At 52.8% G+C, this 19,163-nt stretch carries 19 protein-coding genes; 9 read left to right on the top strand and 10 right to left on the bottom strand.

Annotation, left to right across the window (positions count from 1 at the left end; all coding sequences use genetic code 11):
* Positions 1 to 372: 372 nt before the first annotated feature.
* Positions 373 to 933: a D-glycero-beta-D-manno-heptose 1,7-bisphosphate 7-phosphatase gene (gene gmhB, locus COO59_RS11815; RefSeq protein WP_103059982.1), complete on the bottom strand. Its 561-nt coding sequence runs from the start codon at positions 931 to 933 to the stop codon at positions 373 to 375.
* Positions 934 to 1,127: 194 nt separating this feature from the next.
* Between gmhB and metN the strand changes: the two genes are divergently transcribed.
* The 6 genes from metN to proS all read left to right on the top strand — a co-directional run bounded on the left by metN (position 1,128) and on the right by proS (position 6,807).
* The gene (metN, locus tag COO59_RS11810; RefSeq protein WP_103059981.1) at positions 1,128 to 2,159 is read left to right on the top strand and encodes a methionine ABC transporter ATP-binding protein MetN; all 1,032 of its coding nucleotides are present in this window, start codon (positions 1,128 to 1,130) and stop codon (positions 2,157 to 2,159) included.
* The gene (locus COO59_RS11805) at positions 2,152 to 2,805 is read left to right on the top strand and encodes a methionine ABC transporter permease MetI (protein WP_103059980.1); all 654 of its coding nucleotides are present in this window, start codon (positions 2,152 to 2,154) and stop codon (positions 2,803 to 2,805) included. Before metN ends, COO59_RS11805 begins: the two co-directional genes overlap by 8 nt.
* A 32-nt stretch (positions 2,806 to 2,837) precedes the next feature.
* Entirely contained in the window at positions 2,838 to 3,653 is an 816-nt protein-coding gene (locus COO59_RS11800; RefSeq protein ID WP_103059979.1) for a MetQ/NlpA family lipoprotein, read from the top strand.
* Positions 3,654 to 3,872: 219 nt separating this feature from the next.
* The gene (gene rcsF, locus COO59_RS11795; RefSeq protein WP_103059978.1) at positions 3,873 to 4,277 is read left to right on the top strand and encodes an Rcs stress response system protein RcsF; all 405 of its coding nucleotides are present in this window, start codon (positions 3,873 to 3,875) and stop codon (positions 4,275 to 4,277) included.
* Entirely contained in the window at positions 4,274 to 4,981 is a 708-nt protein-coding gene (tsaA, locus tag COO59_RS11790) for a tRNA (N6-threonylcarbamoyladenosine(37)-N6)-methyltransferase TrmO (protein WP_103059977.1), read from the top strand. Before rcsF ends, tsaA begins: the two co-directional genes overlap by 4 nt.
* Positions 4,982 to 5,085: 104 nt before the next feature.
* The gene (gene proS, locus COO59_RS11785; protein ID WP_103059976.1) at positions 5,086 to 6,807 is read left to right on the top strand and encodes a proline--tRNA ligase; all 1,722 of its coding nucleotides are present in this window, start codon (positions 5,086 to 5,088) and stop codon (positions 6,805 to 6,807) included.
* 162 nt (positions 6,808 to 6,969) lie between these two features.
* Here the strand turns inward: proS and arfB are convergent, their stop codons facing one another.
* Positions 6,970 to 7,380, bottom strand: coding sequence for an alternative ribosome rescue aminoacyl-tRNA hydrolase ArfB (gene arfB, locus COO59_RS11780; protein ID WP_103059975.1), 411 nt, complete (start codon positions 7,378 to 7,380; stop codon positions 6,970 to 6,972).
* Positions 7,381 to 7,579: 199 nt separating this feature from the next.
* Between arfB and COO59_RS11775 the strand changes: the two genes are divergently transcribed.
* Together COO59_RS11775 and rof are read left to right on the top strand one after the other, a co-directional pair.
* On the top strand, positions 7,580 to 7,780 hold the full coding sequence (locus tag COO59_RS11775; protein ID WP_165786514.1) for a YaeP family protein: 201 nt from the start codon (positions 7,580 to 7,582) through the stop codon (positions 7,778 to 7,780).
* Complete coding sequence (gene rof, locus COO59_RS11770; RefSeq protein WP_103059973.1) at positions 7,767 to 8,030, top strand: Rho-binding antiterminator; 264 nt, start codon at positions 7,767 to 7,769, stop codon at positions 8,028 to 8,030. The genes COO59_RS11775 and rof overlap by 14 nt, the downstream gene beginning before the upstream one ends.
* A 30-nt stretch (positions 8,031 to 8,060) precedes the next feature.
* Here the strand turns inward: rof and COO59_RS11765 are convergent, their stop codons facing one another.
* The 5 genes from COO59_RS11765 to COO59_RS11745 form a co-directional block, all read right to left on the bottom strand.
* A complete protein-coding gene (locus COO59_RS11765; protein WP_103059972.1) occupies positions 8,061 to 8,369 on the bottom strand; it encodes a c-type cytochrome in 309 nt (102 codons plus the stop codon).
* A 13-nt stretch (positions 8,370 to 8,382) separates the two neighbouring features.
* Complete coding sequence (gene tilS, locus COO59_RS11760; protein WP_103059971.1) at positions 8,383 to 9,681, bottom strand: tRNA lysidine(34) synthetase TilS; 1,299 nt, start codon at positions 9,679 to 9,681, stop codon at positions 8,383 to 8,385.
* Positions 9,682 to 9,734: 53 nt separating this feature from the next.
* The gene (locus COO59_RS11755) at positions 9,735 to 10,124 is read right to left on the bottom strand and encodes a VOC family protein (RefSeq protein WP_103059970.1); all 390 of its coding nucleotides are present in this window, start codon (positions 10,122 to 10,124) and stop codon (positions 9,735 to 9,737) included.
* A 73-nt stretch (positions 10,125 to 10,197) separates the two neighbouring features.
* Entirely contained in the window at positions 10,198 to 12,357 is a 2,160-nt protein-coding gene (locus COO59_RS11750) for a lysine decarboxylase LdcC (protein ID WP_103059969.1), read from the bottom strand.
* 105 nt (positions 12,358 to 12,462) lie between these two features.
* On the bottom strand, positions 12,463 to 12,648 hold the full coding sequence (locus tag COO59_RS11745; RefSeq protein WP_103059968.1) for a YegP family protein: 186 nt from the start codon (positions 12,646 to 12,648) through the stop codon (positions 12,463 to 12,465).
* Between the two features lie 634 nt (positions 12,649 to 13,282).
* On the opposite strand from COO59_RS11745, the gene COO59_RS11730 reads away from it, so the two are divergent.
* Positions 13,283 to 14,101: a DUF4225 domain-containing protein gene (locus COO59_RS11730; protein ID WP_103059966.1), complete on the top strand. Its 819-nt coding sequence runs from the start codon at positions 13,283 to 13,285 to the stop codon at positions 14,099 to 14,101.
* Here COO59_RS11730 and COO59_RS11725 read toward each other — a convergent pair.
* From COO59_RS11725 to dnaE, 3 genes are all read right to left on the bottom strand, one after another.
* Complete coding sequence (locus tag COO59_RS11725) at positions 14,076 to 14,408, bottom strand: hypothetical protein (protein ID WP_103059965.1); 333 nt, start codon at positions 14,406 to 14,408, stop codon at positions 14,076 to 14,078. The genes COO59_RS11730 and COO59_RS11725 overlap by 26 nt on opposite strands.
* Positions 14,409 to 14,695: 287 nt before the next feature.
* The gene (gene accA / locus COO59_RS11720) at positions 14,696 to 15,655 is read right to left on the bottom strand and encodes an acetyl-CoA carboxylase carboxyl transferase subunit alpha (protein WP_103059964.1); all 960 of its coding nucleotides are present in this window, start codon (positions 15,653 to 15,655) and stop codon (positions 14,696 to 14,698) included.
* A gap of 12 nt (positions 15,656 to 15,667) precedes the next feature.
* The gene (dnaE, locus tag COO59_RS11715; protein ID WP_103059963.1) at positions 15,668 to 19,150 is read right to left on the bottom strand and encodes a DNA polymerase III subunit alpha; all 3,483 of its coding nucleotides are present in this window, start codon (positions 19,148 to 19,150) and stop codon (positions 15,668 to 15,670) included.
* Positions 19,151 to 19,163: the final 13 nt, after the last annotated feature.

The raw sequence follows: 19,163 nt of genomic DNA, 5'->3' as shown, positions 1-19,163 counted from the left end.
AAGTCTGATGCTCATAAAAACGTCGTAATGAATTACGTGTTCACTCTGAGACTTGATACTGCAATTAGTTTTGCGATATCCCGTCCGTGAGTGCCCACACAGATTGTCTGATAAATTGTTAAAGAGCGGTGCGACCGGCGTGTTGCGCCGTTGTCGCGAGGTGGCGTATATTACGCTTTCCTCTTTCAGAGTCAACCCCTTTTTCAGAAGTTTTTCTCCGGCGATTCAGCTTTGCTGAACCGCTCAACACCGCGTGGCGTAAGCCGTTGTGCCGTGTCGATGGAGGCGCATTATAGGGAGTTCCTGAGACCTCGCAAGCGCTAATTTCAACTTTTTTACCGTTCGCTGAAATTTCGCGCAGAACGCCTGTTTTTAACCCTGTTTTATCCGTTTTGGCAGATCTGCAAGGCTATCGATTACCCAGTCGGCCATCTTTTCGCCTTCCGCCGTGACGGGTTTACCGCTGCGGACTAATACATTCGTGCCCACGCCTGCCGCTTTGCCCGCCTGCATATCATCAATCTTATCGCCAACCATATAAGAAGCGGCCATATCGATATTCAGTTGCTTCATCGCGCTGAGCAACATACCCGGCTGCGGTTTACGGCAGTCGCATTGCTGACGATAGCTTTCTACCGAAGCCTCGGAATGATGTGGACAATAATAGATACCATCCAGGTCCACTTCTCTGTCTGCCAACGACCAGTCCATCCACTCCGTCAGCTGCATAAACTGGTCTTCGCTAAATATGCCGCGCGCGATACCGGACTGGTTAGTTACCAGCACCAGCGCATAACCCATTTTTTTCAGCTCCTGCATCGCCTCAATGACGCCATCAATAAACTGAAAATCATCAATCTCATGGACATAGCCATGATCCACATTCACTGTGCCATCGCGATCGAGAAATATCGCCGGGACTTTAGCCGTCACGTAGTAACTCCTGCTGCCAAATTTGTCGGTCAGTATCGCATGATTGCAATAAAAGAGAGAATGGCAGATTGAATCTCTCTGATTGATTTAGACGTCTGGATGCCTTAACATCCGTTTCAAATTTTGTCGCATTAAATCAGACAAAAGAAAAAACACCACGGACAACTTCACCGCAACAGATAACTAATAAATCAATGATAAAACTTTCCAATATTACTAAAGTTTTTCAGCAGGGCACGCGCACCATCACTGCGCTGTCAGACGTTAGCCTACACGTGCCCGCTGGACAAATTTATGGCGTTATCGGCTCATCAGGCGCCGGTAAAAGCACGCTTATTCGCTGCGTTAACCTGCTTGAGCGGCCCACCTCCGGCAGCGTTCTGGTTGATGGCCAGGAACTCACATCGCTTTCAGAAAGTCAGCTTACGCTGGCTCGCCGTCAAATCGGCATGATTTTCCAGCATTTTAACCTGCTCAATTCCCGCACCGTTTTTGGCAACGTGGCGTTGCCGCTTGAGCTGGATAACACCCCACGCGCAACGATTAAGGCGCGCGTGTCAGAGCTGCTTGATCTGGTGGGTCTTGCCGATAAGCATGACGCCTGGCCTGCTAACCTTTCCGGCGGCCAAAAACAGCGTGTCGCCATTGCGCGTGCGCTGGCAAGCAGCCCGAAAGTGCTGCTGTGTGATGAAGCCACCAGCGCGCTCGATCCGGCCACTACCCGCGCCATTCTTGAACTGCTAAAAGATATTAACCGCCGTCTGGGCATTACCATTTTGCTGATTACGCATGAAATGGATGTGGTAAAACGCATCTGCGATCAGGTTGCGGTCATCAATAATGGTCAGCTGATCGAAAAAGATAGCGTCAGCGAAGTTTTCTCGCATCCGAAAACGCCGCTGGCTCAGCAGTTTATTCAGTCGACGCTGCATCTTGATATTCCTGAGGACTATCAGCAGCGTTTACTGGCGCAGTCAACCGCAAACAGCGTGCCTCTTTTACGGCTGGAATTTACCGGTCAGTCGGTTGATGCTCCGCTGCTGTCGGAAACCGCACGCCGCTTTAACGTTAATAACAATATTATCAGCGCCCAAATGGATTACGCCGGCGGCGTGAAATTCGGCATTATGCTGACGGAAATGCACGGCAGTAAGCAGGAGACCGAAAGCGCAATTGCTTATTTACAACAGCATTATGTAAAAGTAGAGGTATTAGGGTATGTCTGAGGCAATGATGTGGTTACTGGGTCGCGGCGTTTGGGAAACGCTGATGATGACCTTTGTCTCTGGCTTCTTTGGCTTTGTGCTGGGTCTGCCGGTTGGCGTTCTGCTTTATATCACCCGCCCAGGTCAGATAATGACCAATAACAAGCTGTATCGGGTGCTGTCCGCGCTGGTAAATATTTTCCGCTCGATTCCCTTTATTATCCTGCTGGTCTGGATGATTCCCTTTACCCGCGCCATTGTGGGGACTTCCATCGGGTTACAGGCGGCCATTGTTCCGTTAACCGTCGGAGCCGCGCCCTTTATTGCGCGTATGGTTGAAAACGCCTTGCTGGAGCTTCCTGGCGGGCTGATTGAAGCGTCACGGGCAATGGGCGCAACGCCAATGCAGATCATTCGTAAGATCCTGCTGCCGGAAGCCTTGCCGGGGCTGGTAAATGCGGCCACTATTACGTTGATTACTCTGGTGGGCTATTCGGCGATGGGCGGTGCCGTTGGCGCTGGCGGCTTAGGCCAGATTGGTTACCAGTACGGTTATATCGGCTATAACGCCACGGTGATGAATACCGTTCTGGTATTACTGGTGATACTGGTCTATCTCATTCAATTCTGTGGCGACCGCATCGTTCGAGCTGTCACACATAAATAAGTAACCTCAATATTCTCAATTAAGGAAAGGATATGTCTTTCACGTTTAAAAAGATTGCCGCTGTGGGAGCGCTGCTCAGTGCTATGGTGCTGGCGGGATGTGGTCAGGAAGAGAAAGATCCGAACCATATTAAAGTCGGTGTCATTGTGGGTGCTGAACAGCAGGTTGCTGAAGTCGCGCAGAAAGTAGCGAAAGATAAATACGGTCTGGACGTTGAGCTGGTGACCTTTAATGATTACGTGCTGCCTAACGAAGCGTTAAGCAAGGGCGATATTGATGTTAACGCCTTCCAGCACCAGCCTTACCTTGACGCACAAATCAAGGATCGCGGCTATAAACTGGTTACCGTAGGCCATACCTTTGTTTATCCGATTGCCGGCTACTCCAAAAAAATCAAATCAATCGACGAGCTGCAGGAAGGCGCGCAGGTGGCCATTCCGAACGATCCCACTAACCTTGGCCGTTCTCTGCTGCTGCTGCAAAAAGTGGGGCTGATTAAATTAAAAGAGGGCGTTGGCCTGCAGCCAACCTCTCTGGATATTATTGAGAACCCGAAAAAACTGAAGATTGTGGAACTGGAAGCGCCGCAGCTGCCACGTTCGCTGGATGACGCTCAGATTGCTCTGGCGGTTATTAATACCACTTACGCCAGCCAGATTGGCCTGACGCCGACAAAAGACGGCATCTTTGTTGAAGATAAAGACTCTCCTTACGTGAATATTATTGTGGCGCGTGAAGATAATAAAGATGCGGAAAACGTGAAGAAGTTTGTGCAGGCATATCAGTCTGACGCCGTTGCAGATGCGGCGAACAAAATCTTTAACGGCGGAGCGGTTAAAGGCTGGTAACAGGACTCAGGCCGGGGCTTTTCAGGATAATACTCCAGCCTTAGCGTAGCCTTACCTTACTCCATCAGGCGGCCCGCTGATTTACCGGTTATAAGCTTTACGCTTGCTGGTTAATCAGCGGGGCCGCCTTTTTAACGTTTAATCAAATGTTATCGCAACTTGTTATTTAACCAATTGCTTGTTTCAATAACGCCAATTTTTAGAAATGAGGATAATTTGATGCGCGCGTTACCGCTTTGTTTGTTGGCGCTTTCGCTGACAGGTTGCTCTTTGCTACATAAACCCTATGAGCCGATTACCGCGCCCGAAGCCAGGCCGACAGCCACGGAACCGCATGCTCGTCCGGTAGCGCGTCCGACGCCGGTAAAGTTGTATACCGATACGACCGAGCTGCTAAGTAATCCTTTCCGGGATTTAGGCGAGGTATCAGGCGAAGATTGCCAGACCAGCCGTCAGGATTCGCCACCAAACATCAATACCGCGCGTAAGCGTATGCAGATCCGCGCTTCTTATATGAAAGCCAATGCGGTGCTGCTGCATAAATGTGAACTCGTCAATGAAAGCAAAGGCTGCTATCGTCAGGCGATCTGTCAGGGAACGGCGCTGAAAGTATCCGGTAAATGAGTCACTTTTCTTTCGCGCAGATTGGCGTGATTAAATCACCGTGGAAAGAGAAATTCGCTGTACCGCGGCAGCCCGGTCTGATTGAAGACGGCGGCGGCGAGCTGCATTTACTTCCTCCCTATAATCAACAGGAGGCGGTGCGCGGCCTGGAATCTTTCAGTCATCTGTGGCTGCTGTTTGTTTTTCATCAAACGATGGCAGGCGGCTGGCGACCTACGGTGCGTCCTCCACGCCTTGGTGGTAATGCTCGTATGGGCGTATTTGCCACCCGCTCAACGTTCCGTCCCAATCCCATCGGTATGTCGCTGGTTGAGCTGAAAGCCATTCGCTGTCAGAAAAGTCAGGTCATTCTTGAGCTGGGCAGTCTTGATCTGGTCGACGGTACGCCGATCGTAGATATTAAACCCTATCTGCCTTTTGCCGAAGCGATCCCTTCTGCGCGCGCCGGCTTTGCGCAAAACGCGCCGTCCGCAGAGATGCCGGTGCGCTTTTCTGACCACGCGCAGCAACAGCTGGTTCGTCATCAACAGCGTTATCCGCAGCTGGCGCGTTTTATTAGCCAGGTGCTGGCGCAGGATCCGCGTCCGGCCTATCGCAAAGGCGAAGAGCCGGAGCGTGAATATGCCGTCTGGCTGCTCGATTTTAACGTGCGCTGGCGCGTTAGCGCCGAAGGCACTGAAGTGCTGGCGCTCGATCCACGCTAATTTGTTCTCCCTCTCTTTTGAGGTGCATCACTCGCTGGTACACTAGCTGCCACTATTTTCAGGTCATGCTTTGACTATTTTCCGCCCAAACTGGAATCTTACAGATGCGTACTACTCAATATCTGCTCTCCACGCTTAAAGAGACGCCGTCCGATGCCGAAGTGATCAGCCATCAGCTGATGCTGCGTGCCGGGATGATTCGTAAACTGGCTTCAGGCCTTTATACCTGGCTGCCGACGGGCTTACGCGTACTAAAAAAAGTTGAAAACATCGTGCGCGAAGAGATGACCAACGCCGGTGCGATTGAAATCTCAATGCCGGTAGTGCAGCCTGCGGACCTGTGGCAGGAGAGCGGACGTTGGGAGCAGTACGGCCCTGAGCTGTTGCGTCTGGTTGACCGCGGCGATCGTCCGTTCGTGCTGGGCCCTACGCACGAAGAGGTGATTACCGATCTGATTCGCAACGAGCTGAGCTCCTATAAGCAACTGCCGCTGAATCTGTTTCAGATCCAGACTAAATTCCGCGATGAAGTGCGCCCGCGTTTTGGCGTAATGCGCTCACGTGAATTTATCATGAAGGATGCTTACTCCTTCCATACTTCGCAGGAATCCCTGCAGGAAACCTACGAGGCGATGTATCGCGCCTATAGCGAAATTTTCAGCCGTCTGGGGCTGGATTTCCGCGCGGTGCAGGCGGATACCGGCTCTATCGGCGGCAGCGCGTCGCACGAGTTTCAGGTGTTGGCGCAGAGCGGTGAAGATGACATTGTCTTCTCAACCGAATCTGATTACGCGGCGAATATTGAACTGGCGGAAGCCGTTGCGCCGACCGGCGAGCGCCCTGCCCCTGCGCAGTCGTTAGAACAGATTGCTACGCCTGACGCTAAAACTATCGCCGAGCTGGTTGCGCAGTTTAATTTGCCGATTGATAAAACGGTTAAAACGCTGATTGTTAAAGCGCGCGAAGAGAGCGGCCATCAGCTGGTTGCGCTGCTGGTGCGTGGCGATCATGAGCTGAACGAAATCAAAGCGGAAAAAGTGAATATCGTGGCCGCGCCGCTGGTATTCGCCACCGAAGAAGAGATTCGTGCCGCGGTTGGCGCCGGTCCGGGTTCTCTGGGTCCGGTTGGTCTGACGCTGCCGGTTATCGCCGATCGCACCGTGGCTAAAATGAGCGACTTCAGCGCGGGCGCGAATATCGACGGTAAACATTTTATCGGGATTAACTGGGGCCGCGATCTGGCCGAGCCATTGCAGGTCGCCGATTTGCGTAACGTGGTGGAAGGCGATCAAAGCCCGGATGGCAAAGGTACGCTGCTTATTAAGCGCGGTATTGAAGTGGGCCATATCTTCCAGCTGGGCACCAAATATTCAGAAGCGATGAAAGCTGCGGTACAGGGCGAAGATGGCCGTAACCAAACGCTGACGATGGGCTGCTACGGTATCGGTGTTACCCGCATAGTCGCGGCGGCGATCGAGCAGAACCATGACGATCGCGGCATTATCTGGCCAGCGGCGCTGGCGCCGTTCCAGGTCGCCATCCTGCCGATGAATATGCATAAATCTTTCCGCGTAAAAGAGCTGGCGGAAGAGCTGTACGCTACGCTGCGCGCCAAAGGTATTGAAGTGCTGCTTGACGATCGTAAAGAGCGTCCGGGCGTGATGTTTGCCGATATGGAACTGATCGGAATTCCTCACACTATCGTTCTGGGCGATCGCAACCTGGATAACGACGAGATCGAATACAAAGCGCGTCGCGCCGGTGAAAAACAGATGATCAAACGCGATCGTATTGTGGATTTCCTGGTGGAAGCGATTCAGGGCTAAGCGCTACCTCTGAATAATGTCCGATATTGGTAACCCTGAAAGCCGGCCTGCCGGCGAGTAAGGGTTTTTATCTTGCGCTCATACTCGCTGAGAAACCCCGCTGTATAGCTACTTCCCACCCGGCAAAGCCAGCGGCTTAAATGTTTAGATCGGACAGATAAGCTAACGCACCTTCCCTCGTAGCGCTTTGGTACTGCTACGCTGCGCCTTCCCTTCCAGCCGACGTCGCTTTGAAGCCAGCGTCGGTCGCGTAGGACGCCGGGTTTTCTCCACCACGGTGAGCTCGCGAATCAGATTTTCCAGCCGATTCAGCGCCGCCTCGCGATTCATCTCCTGGCTACGATACTCCTGCGCCTTAATGATCACCACGCCATCGGGCGTAATCAGATGATGGCTGGCGCTCAGCAAACGGGATTTATAAAAATCCGGTAGCGATGACGCGCGGATGTCAAAGCGCAGATGAATCGCCGTCGAGCTTTTATTCACATGCTGGCCGCCTGCGCCCTGAGCGCGTATGGCGGTAATCTCCAGCTCGCTGTCGCTAATAGTTACGTTACGTGATAATACAATCATAAAAACTTTACCGTTATGCCGCCTATCTCCAGGTGTTTCATTGATATAGGTTGCCTGTCTGCCGTTGCTGATAGCATAGAGTGTGACCTGAACGATATTTATTGTCTAAGGATTAAAAGGCCGTGAATGGCTGATGTCCCGCAGAAGGCTATGTTATAGTCGCTGGAGTCAGAGATTTACGCTCTGGAAGGAGGTGCATGTGCAGAAATATTGTGATTTGGTTCGTCAGAAGTACGCTGAAATCGGCGGCGGCGAACTGGGATACGTGCCCGACGCCATAGGTTGCGCGTTAAAAACACTGAACGAGATAGCGGCTAATTCTGCGCTAAACTCTTCTGTCAGGGAACAGGCGGCTTATGCCGCTGCAAACTTATTGGTGAGCGACTATGTTGACGAATGAAGCCTACAAACCGATCAATTGCGACGATTATGATAGTCTGGAACTCGCCTGCCAAAAACAGTGGTCGCTGGTTCTTGAACTAAAGAACGGTGAGCAGCTTAAGGCGAAAGCCCAGGATATGATCACGCGTAAAAACGTAGAATATCTGGTGGTTGACCTGGCCGGTGAAGTGCGCGAACTGCGCCTTGACCATATCGCCAGCTTTAGCCATCCTGAGCTGGGCACCGTTACCGTCAGCGAGTCGGATTAACCTTTGGGCGGGCTTGCCCGCCCTTTGGCCTTAGGGCTTTAACGACCGATAATACGCCGCCAAATCCGCCATATCTTCATCGCTTAATCCACTCACAAACGCTTTCATAACTTCAGCCTGACCGCCGCTACGCTCCCCTTTCTTATAGGCCTGCAGCGCATGCTGTAAATAGTCCGCATTCTGTCCAGCTAAATTGGGATAAAGCGCAACAGAGGCTTTGCCTTCAGCGCCGTGGCACGCCTGGCAGGCGGCGGATTTATCCTGACCGGCGGCAGCGTTACCGGCAGCCAGCGCAGGCGCGGCGCAAGAGGCCAACACTAACATCAACAGGGCTTTCATCTCTATTCTCCATTTAACGATGCCAGGCAATACGCCAGGCCTTTCCCGCTACGGCGCTACCTTCCCGGCAAACAAAAGTATTCAGCGCGGCAATAAGCGTTTCATTATAAAAAATCAGCGGCGTGCTTTCACGCCGCCAGGGAGGGACGCCACACTCCTGCCACAGTTTTTTTATCGGCCGATGACCGCTGCGTCCCTCAATGGCGAAACGGCCCTGCGCCTGAAAACGTACCGTAACCGTTTCATCCGACCGGGGCGGACGGATTTCCGTACCGCTTTCTGTCAGCTGCAGCGTACCAAGTTCATACGGCAGGCAGAGCGGCCGCGTTGGATCGGGCCAGGGCAACATTAACGCGCGCACCGATGGCCTTAACGGCAGCCAGTAAAGCGCCTGGCGATAGCGCCTTATCTCATGATTTCCCAGCTGTAGCCGCGGCGCGGCATCTTCCCGCGCATCAATCACCTCCTGCCACAGACGATTGATCGCATCCCGTGAGGGCATTTTACCGCCGCAGCCGGCAATCCAGCGTCGTAGCAGCGCGGCGCGGCGTGCTTCGCTCAGTGCCGCGAAGCCATCGATACGCAGCGCGCCATCCGCCTGTACCCGCGTCGCCAGCGACTCTGCCAGCAGTTCATCCAGCAGTTGCTCCTGTTCACCGCACAGCGCCGCGCTCCGGGCGACGGCGGCGGCGAAATGCGGCCAGCGTTCATTCAGCACCGGTAATATCCGCTGACGCAGGAAGTTGCGGTCATAGCGAATATCCTGATTGCTTTCATCCTCAACCCAGCGCAGCTGATATTTATCTGCCCAGCTTTCCAGCTCTGCTCGCTGACAGGAAAGCAGCGGGCGCAGCAGGCGATGTTCGCCTGTCGCCAGGCTAACGGGCATCGCGGCCAGGCCAGCAGGCCCGCTGCCGCGCTTCAACGCTAACAGCAACGTTTCGCATTGATCGTCAAGATGCTGCGCTGTTACCAGCGCTTCCCCCGATCGCAGACGATCGCGGAAAGCCTGATAACGCCCTTCGCGCGCCGCGCCTTCAATGCCGCTGTCGCTCCCGTCAACCCTGATAGCCACCACGTCCAGTTCGACCTGCCACGCTTCACAAACGGATCGGCAATGTTGCGCCCAGCTATCGGCATACGGGCTCAGTCCATGATGAATATGAATAGCGCGCAGCTGTAGCTCTGGCCGTCGCTGGCGCAGCAGGATCAGCTGATGCAGAAGAACGGTAGAGTCCAGCCCGCCGCTGAACGCCACCAGCAGCCGTTGCTCATCGGCCAGCTGCTGTTCAAGTTGTGCAAGCTGCGTCATGAAAAACCTATTGGCAGGCGGCCATCGAAGCGATGGCCGTAAAAGCGGTCATTTTAAGCCTGGTATAGCTCAAGCGGCAAATTATCCGGATCGCTGAAAAAGGTAAAACGCTTGCCGGTCAGGGGATCGACGCGAATGGGTTCACAGGCCACGCCCTTTTCCGCAAGAAAATCACAGGCGCAGTCGATATTTTCCACAGCGAACGCCAGATGACGTAAACCGCATGCTTCCGGATGAGTGACCCGGACAGGCGGCGTTGGGAAAGAAAATAGCTCAATCAGATACTGCCCGTTCAGCGCCAGATCGCCTTTCCAGGAATCACGCCCGGCGCGATAAACTTCCTGCTGCAGCGTAAAGCCAAGAATATCGCAGTAAAACGCCTTACTGCGCGCATAGTCGCTGGCGATAATCGCAATATGATGCACCTGTTTAATACCCAGCATAGCTTCTCCTTCTATCGTACTGCAGCACCCTACTCACTCATGGGTGCTGAAGCAAGACGGCATAATCTGCAAGTTAGCGCTCGGTAACAGACGCATCCTGTTTGAGGACGCGTACCAGATAGCGTCCATCTTCGGTCAGTTTGGCGCCATGAATATCGGTTTCAAAACCAGGATAGTGACGGCCAATAGCACACAGCATCAGCAGAAAATCGAGAACCGCACGGCTGGATTCAGCGATCGTTTCCCCCGGCATCACCAGCGGCACGCCCGGCGGGTAAGGCAAAATCATATTGGCCGAAACGCGCCCGATCATTTGGTCAATCTCAACGGTTTCCACCTCCCCTTTTACCTGCAGCTGAAACGCCCGATGCGGCGTCATTTTCATCTCCGGCAACACATCAAACGCCTTCAGCATCAGGCGCGGCAGATCGTGCTGGCGGATCAGCTGATGAATACCCTGCGCCAGCGTCTGGATACGCATATTGCGATAAAAATCGGGATCTTCGGCGTAGAGATCCGGCAGGATATTTTTCACCCGCAGGTTAAGATCGTAAGCGCGCTTAAAGTCCAGCAGCGCGCGCAGCAGCCCCATCGCCCTGGTTTTGTCGATCCCTATACTGAACAGAAATAGCAGATTATAGGGCCCGGTCTTTTCCACCACGATGCCGCGTTCATCAAGGAACTTTGCCACCAGCGCCGCCGGGATCCCTTCATCCGCCATTTCGCCCTGTTCGCTCATACCCGGCGTCAGGATGGTCACTTTGATCGGATCGAGATACATATGATCGCGATCGGCATCGATAAAACCGTGCCACTCTTCTTCACCCGGCTGGATCGGCCAGCATTCCGCCTCTTCTATGCCGTCCGGCTGCCAGATATCAAAAAACCAGCTATCGGACTCTTCGCGCAGACGTTGGATCTCGCGGCGGAAATGCAGCGCTCGTTCAACGGAACGATTAATCAGCCGACGCCCCGGATTACCGCGCAGCATGGCCGCCGCCGTTTCGATAGAGGCGACGATTGAATAATTCGGCGAGGTGGTGGTATGCATCATATAGGCTTCGTTAAAGGTCTGTTCATCATAGTCGCCTTTAATATGAATCAGCGAAGCCTGGGAGAAAGCCGCCAGCAGCTTATGGGTGGACTGGGTTTCATAAATCACCTTGCCGGGCGTGCGTTCGCCGCTCATGCCGCTCTTACCCGCATAGATAGGATGAAAATTGGTGTAAGGCACCCAGGCCGAATCAAAATGAATCGAAGGCACATCCAGCGTTTCTTTAATATAGCGGGTGTTATACAGCAGACCGTCGTAGGTAGAGTTAGTGATCACCGCGTGTAGCGGCCAGCTGGCATGTTCGGTTTGCGCCACTTTCAGCGCGATGCTTTCGCGCGTGAACTCACGTTTAGGAATACCGCCGAGAATGCCCAGCGCATTACGCGTCGGTTTTAGCCAAATCGGTACAATATCGCTCATCATCAGCAGGTGCGTCAGCGATTTATGGCAGTTGCGGTCGATAAGTACGGTACTGCCCGCTGGCGCGGCGTACATGCCGACAATTTTATTCGAGGTTGAGGTGCCGTTAGTCACCATATAACTCTGCTCGGCGCCGAAAGTGCGGGCGATATACTCCTCCGCCTCAAGATGCGGACCGGTATGATCGAGCAGCGATCCCAGCTCGGTAACGGAGATAGAAATATCGGCCTTTAAGGTATTAGGGCCGTAAAAATCGTAAAACAGCGTGCCGACCGGGCTTTTTTGAAAAGCGGTGCCCGCCATATGGCCAGGCGTACAGAAGGTATATTTCCCTTCTTTTACGTAGGTGAACAGCGCCCGCGTCAGCGGCGGCGTAATGTTGTCGATATACTCATCGGTATACTGCCGGATACGCTGGGCAATATCCTGCTCCACGCCAAGCGCGTACTCAAAGAACCACAGCGCCATGCGCATTTCGTTAATGCTGATGTCCATGGTGGAGTGGGTATTAATAAAGGCGTAGAGCGGCAGATACTCGTTAAGCTGATTAATCTCGCTGCACAGATCCAGACTGTATTCATCCCAGTCGAAAATCACGCCGCAAACCCGTGGATTGTGCTCAATCAGCTTAACTAAATCGTTGGCGTCTTTGGGATAGATAAGATCGAAGCCCTGGCCGATCAGCGCCTGATGCAGCTGGCGGATCGGTTCGTCTTTATAAAAAGCGTTATGCGGCCCCATTATCGCAATAATATTCAATTCGCACCTCCTGGTGATGAGCGATAAAGAATAAGCATAGCGGATAGCGCAGGAGGGGTTAGATCGGATCTGTTGGATAGCAGGGCCGGAAAAGCACGGCGAAACTTAACTACGATCGTAGCCGCTTATGGTCGGTGCGTTCGCATGTACGGAGGCGAGGCGGTTTTCCGCGCCCTGTTTGCTGGCGTACCTCTCGCTCACCGCAATGATTTCATGATTGTCGGCACGCAGGACAAAGTACCAGGGTAGTAGCGTCTCTTTGCTCGATTTGCGAATTTCGTAATATTCCATTTCGGGCTTCTACGCCGGAACCGTCGAAATTTCCGGCCTGTGATTTTGACGTTTTCCAGAATGATATGAAATATTCAGACTCAATGCCTGCTTCCAGAATTCAGTACATCTTGAGCCTAAGCGTAGTGGTATTAAACAACTGCCAATAATTTGGGAGCCGTTTTCATCTTCAAACCATAAATGTGCGGAAGTAGACATACAGTTCACTTACAATTGAGATTTAAATAACATTGGGTGGCAGACGTTCACCATTTCACATAACGACCAATAATAATCATTATTAATATGAATAAAACACCTGTTGGCCATACTGGGCTACCAGGAAAGTAATGGGCCTGGAGTAATGCAAATATAATGGTCAGCAATGCCGGGCCGTACATCGAAAAGAAAAACCTTCCCTGCCTCCGTAAAAACTTTTTGATATATCCCATCATGGCTACCGGATCATCCTGGTAATTATATCCTCTATATTATGATCTGATGTCCATTGCGCTTCGAGGGCTCCCGCGCTTTGGAGCACCGGCTCAATCAGAAAATACATCATTTCCAGGCTTTGCGCATACGGCGCTGAAGAGAGTTTACAGCTGAAAATAAAGGAGTATTATCGGCGATGTAATATACAGGGAGAACAAAAATGGATGCTGCACTGCTAGATATGATGCGCTCTGGCGGAAGAAATAAAGCCTGGGCGGAAAAAATGGTTAATCTTGAAGCCAGAAAGTTGATTAATACGGCGAATACGCTGTCAGCTTTTCATTTACAGGATGATTTGACCCGGATAAGTTTTGTTCGGGAGATAAAAGAATTCGTTGAGCTGCAATTTGCTGCTGCCCGCCGAGCGAAATCAGACGAAGAGTGCATGGCATGTATTAAAAATTTAAGTGATGAAACAAAAAATCTTCAGGAACAGGATCGTATGCTGCGAATGAAGACAGCGAAAATTTACGCAAAAGTGGAGTTCGTCCGGGAAAATAACAAAATTGTTGGCTATATGATTTCTGCTGTAAATGTGGCGCTGGCAGGCATTGAAATAGCAGTTGGTGTGACGCTTATAGGTTCGATGATGCCCCTGGGAGTTCTGGCCGGTGCGGTTCTGGTCACCGATGGTGCAAATGGCATAAGCAAGGAAATGGCGCACTATGCTATGGATAATAAAGCTTCTGAAGGGCTGGTTGCTGATGCTGCTATGTCAACCGCTAAATTTATGGGGTTCAGCAGTAATAGCGGGCTGGGAATTTACAAATCAGTCTCACTTGTTGCAAATGCATATAGCATAATTGGCCTGTTAAGACGTCCGGGAACCTGGCGACTGTTTCGATATTTACCCATTGATTATTATCGAAAAGTTAGCACTATGAGCCAGCCAGCGCTCACCATGAAAATTGTTGGCTATGGCGTTAAAGCTAAAGTTATATTCGATCTAATGACTATAACTGATTCAGTTCAGCGTTAGACATTATTTTGCGATAGCGCCATGATTTGTATGCCAGCCTTGCAGGAGCTAAGAACCAGATAAAAGGTAATACGATAGCAAGAGTGGCAGCAAGCGTAATTGTGGTGTTTCCTGATGCCAGCATCAGCGTCAGCAGTAAGACAGTCAAAGCAACGATGGAAATCCACTTTGCCGCGATGAAGCGGTTTGCAAGATCATATATTACAGAATCAAGTGACCCACCATGATTAGCTATATTATTCTTTAGTTTTTGTAAATCGCTTTTACTGAATCCTGATTTCAACAAATCAGCGTCGCTCACTTTCATAGACTTTTCATCCTTAAAAATTCACCAGAATCCCAGATTGAATACTGCCCGGTTACATGCGGCTGGCATAGTTCTTTCTGCTGTTTATCAGACGTTTCGACGGTTTCGGCGTAAGACCCTATTTCAACCCCCGTTATTGATGTGTATTCCCAGGCTGTTTAACTTCAACCATCACCGTGCGCAAAACGCAAAACAATCGATAACAGGATATTTATTGAGGGAAGTCCTCTTGTCGTAAAAGTAAAAAAAGCGGCCCGGAGGCCGCCTTGTTAATGACCTGAACGAAATCAGGCGTAGCCGTAATTCATTAAACGATGATAACGGCGATTCAGTAGCTCTTCGGTATTCAGTACGTCCAGATCGGCCAGGTCAGCCAGCAGCTGCGCTTTCAGTGAGGCCGCAATCGCCAGCGGATCGCGATGCGCAGCGCCCAGCGGTTCAGGGACGATAGAATCGATCAGATCCAACTCTTTCAGACGCGGCGCAATGATGCCCATCGCTTCAGCGGCCAGCGGCGCTTTATCCGCGCTCTTCCACAGGATTGAGGCGCAGCCCTCCGGGGAAATAACCGAATAGGTGCTGTACTGCAGCATGTTGACCTTATCGCCGACGCCAATCGCCAGCGCGCCGCCGGAACCACCTTCACCAATAACGGTACAGATAATCGGCACTTTCAGGCCGGACATTTCACGCAGGTTGCGTGCGATGGCCTCAGACTGACCGCGCTCTTCCGCGCCAACGCCCGGATAAGCGCCCGGCGTATCGATAAAGGTAATAATCGGCATCTTAAAGCGCTCGGCCATTTCCATCAGGCGCAGCGCTTTGCGATAGCCTTCCGGCGCCGGCATACCGAAGTTACGCCGAATTTTCTCTTTGGTTTCACGGCCTTTTTGGTGGCCGATAATCATTACCGGGCGTCCGTCCAGACGCGCTATGCCGCCGACAATCGCTTTGTCATCCGCATAGGCGCGATCGCCTGCCAGCTCATCAAAGTCAGTAAACACGTTACGGACATAGTCCAGCGTGTAAGGACGCAGCGGATGACGCGCCAGTTGCGCGATCTGCCATGCGCCCAAATCGGCGAAGATTTTACGGGTCAGCTCAACGCTTTTTTCGCGCAGACGCTGGATCTCTTCATCCAGATTAATATCGTGTTTTTCATCCTGACGGCCAACCGACTTGAGGGAGTCGATTTTCGCCTCCAGTTCTGCAATTGGCTGTTCAAAATCCAGGTAATTAAGACTCATAATGTTCCTGTTTTAGTCAAACTCCAGTTCCACCTGCTCCGATCCTATCAGCGATCGCAGGTCATTAAGCAAACGATCGCAGGGAGATACGCGCCACGCTGCGCCAAAACGCAGCTTAGCCCGCGCATCCGCTCTCTGATAGTAGAGATGTACCGGAATCGTCCCCGAACGATGAGGTTCCAGAGACTGACGGAGACGGTTTAAAAGCTGGTCATCAATTTGCCTGTCCGTCAGCGAGATAGCAAGTCCACGCGCGTATTTTTCACGTGCCTCATCAATATCCATAACTTCGCGAGCGGTCATTTTAAGCCCACCGCTAAAATCATCAAAGCTGACCTGTCCGCTGACGATCAGGATACGGTCTTTTTCCAGCAGCTGCTGGTATTTATCAAGTGCATCTGTGAACAACATCACTTCCAGACGACCAGAACGATCGTCCAGCGTGCAGATGCCAATACGGTTACCGCGTTTAGTGACCATAACGCGGGCCGCCACCACCAAACCGGCCGCGGTAATTACCTTACCGCGCTCGGTTGGGTGCATGTCTTTCAGACGTACGCCACCCACGTAACGCTCAATTTCTTTCAGGTACTGGTTGATCGGATGGCCGGTCAGATAGAGACCGAGCGTCTCGCGCTCGCCATCCAGCTGCACCTGTTCCGGCCACGGTGTAATACTGGCGTACGACTGCTCCACCTGCTCCGGCTCTTCAGCCAGTACGCCAAACATATCCGCCTGTCCGATCGCTTCCGCTTTCGCATGCTGATCCGCCGCCTTCAGCGCATCGCCCAGCGCACTCATCAGCGCCGCCCGGTGCGGCCCAAGACGATCGAAAGCGCCGGACATAATCAGCTTTTCCATCACCCGACGGTTAATCTTTTTCGGATCGGTACGCGCGCAAAGATCGAACAGCTCGCGGAAATAACCATCTTTATTACGTGCTTCAATGATCGCTTCGATCGGGCCTTCGCCGACGCCTTTGATTGCGCCGATGCCATACACGATCTCACCGTCGTCATTGACGTGAAACTGATAAAGGCCGGAGTTAATATCCGGCGGCAGCACCTTCAGGCCCATGCGCCAGCACTCATCCACCAGGCCAACCACTTTCTCGGTGTTGTCCATATCGGCGGTCATCACCGCCGCCATAAACTCAGCCGGATAGTGCGCCTTCAGCCACAGCGTCTGGTAGGAAACCAGCGCATAGGCGGCGGAGTGTGATTTATTGAAGCCGTAACCGGCGAATTTTTCCACCAGGTCGAAGATTTTCATCGACAGCTCGCCGTCGATGCCCATGCTTTCCGCGCCCTCTTTAAACACGGAACGCTGCTTGGCCATCTCCTCCGGCTTTTTCTTACCCATGGCGCGACGCAGCATATCCGCGCCGCCGAGCGTATAGCCCGCCAGCTCCTGGGCAATCTGCATCACCTGTTCCTGATACAGAATAATGCCGTAGGTCGGCTCCAGCACCGGCTTCAGGGTTTCATGCTGCCACTGAATATCCGGATAGGAAATCGCTTCACGGCCATGTTTACGGTCAATGAAGTTATCCACCATGCCCGACTGCAGCGGGCCCGGACGGAACAGCGCCACCAGCGCGATCATATCTTCAAAGCAGTCCGGCTTCAGGCGTTTAATCAGGTCTTTCATGCCGCGCGATTCAAGCTGGAACACCGCCGTGGTTTCCGCGCGCTGCAGCATATCAAAACTTATTTTATCTTCCAGCGGAATCGCGGCAATATCGATGGGCGGTTCGCCCTGCTTCTCCCGGCGCGCGTTAATCATCTCCAGCGCCCAGTTGATGATCGTCAGGGTACGCAGGCCAAGGAAGTCGAATTTCACCAGCCCGGCATATTCCACATCGTTTTTATCAAACTGGGTTACCGGATACTGGCCGTGCTCATCACAGTAAAGCGGGGCAAAGTCGGTAATTTTAGTGGGCGCAATCACCACGCCGCCGGCATGTTTACCGGCGTTGCGCGTCACCCCTTCCAGCTTGCGCGCCATATCGATCAGCGCCCTGACCTCTTCATCCGCCTCGTAGATTTCCGGCAGCTGCGGCTCGGCGGCAAAGGCTTTCTCCAGCGTCATGCCCGGATCGGGCGGCACCAGCTTAGAGATACGGTCAACGAAGCCATACGGATGCCCCAGCACGCGGCCCACGTCGCGGATAACCGCTTTCGCCGCCATAGTACCGAAGGTGATAATCTGCGATACCGCATCACGCCCGTACATATCGGCGACGTGCTCAATAACCTGATCGCGCTTCTCCATACAGAAATCGACATCAAAGTCGGGCATCGATACGCGTTCCGGGTTCAGGAAGCGCTCGAACAGCAGGTCAAATTCCAGCGGATCGAGATCGGTAATTTTCAGCGCGTAGGCCACCAGCGAACCGGCGCCCGAACCACGTCCCGGTCCGACCGGGATGCCGTTATCCTTCGACCACTGGATAAATTCCATTACGATCAGGAAGTAGCCAGGGAAGCCCATCTGGTTAATAACGTTAAGCTCAATTTCCAGACGCTCATCGTATTCCACGCGTTTCTGCGTCCGCACTTGCGGATCGGGAAAGAGAAATTCAAGGCGTTCTTCCAGCCCCTCGCGCGAACGCTTCACCAGAAAATCTTCGGTAGACATATCCCCGGTAGGGAACTGCGGCAGGAAGTATTCGCCAAGCCGCACCGTTACGTTACAGCGCCGGGCAATTTCCACGCTGTTTTCCAGCGCTTCCGGGATGTCGGAAAACAGCTCGCACATCTCTTCAGCGCTGCGCATATACTGCTGCGGGCTGTAATTACGTGGCCGTTTGGGATCGTCCAGCGTATAGCCGTCGTGGATCGCCACGCGAATTTCATGCGCGTCGAAGTCATCCTCATTGATAAAGCAGACTTCATTCGTCGCCACCACGGGAATGCCTTCGGCAATTGCCAGCTCGACGGCGGCATGCAGATAGCTTTCTTCATCCGGGCGTCCGGTGCGGATCAGCTCCAGATAATAGCGATCGGGAAAGTGTTGCTGATAAAAAGCCAGACACTGCGCCACCAGCGCCTGATTGCCGCGCAGCAGGCTGCGACCAACGTCGCCGCGCCGTCCGCCAGAGAGCAGAATCAGCCCTTCCTGATGCTCGGCCAGCCAGTCACGATCGAGCGTCGGGCCTTCCGGGCCGTAGCCGCGTTGGTAGGCGCGTGAAATCAGCAGCGTCAGATTTTGGTAGCCGACGTTATTCATCGCCAGCACGGTAATCTGCGACAGCTCATCGCCCATAAGCTCACAGGCGACAAGAAAATCAGCGCCAATAATCGGTTTAATCCCTGCGCCATGCGCCGTACCGTAAAACTTCACCAGCCCGCACAGGTTGGTAAAGTCGGTAATTGCCATCGCTGGCATCCCGATGGCCGCTGTTTTTTTCACCAGCGAGCCGGTCTTCGCCAGCCCATCGACCATCGAATAATCGCTGTGGATACGCAGATGAATAAAACGAGGTTCGGCCATTTTTCTTTCCGGT

The organism is Mixta theicola (genome assembly GCF_002895925.1).
Lineage (GTDB): Bacteria > Pseudomonadota > Gammaproteobacteria > Enterobacterales > Enterobacteriaceae > Mixta > Mixta theicola.
This window is presented reverse-complemented; position numbering and strand designations above follow the sequence as displayed.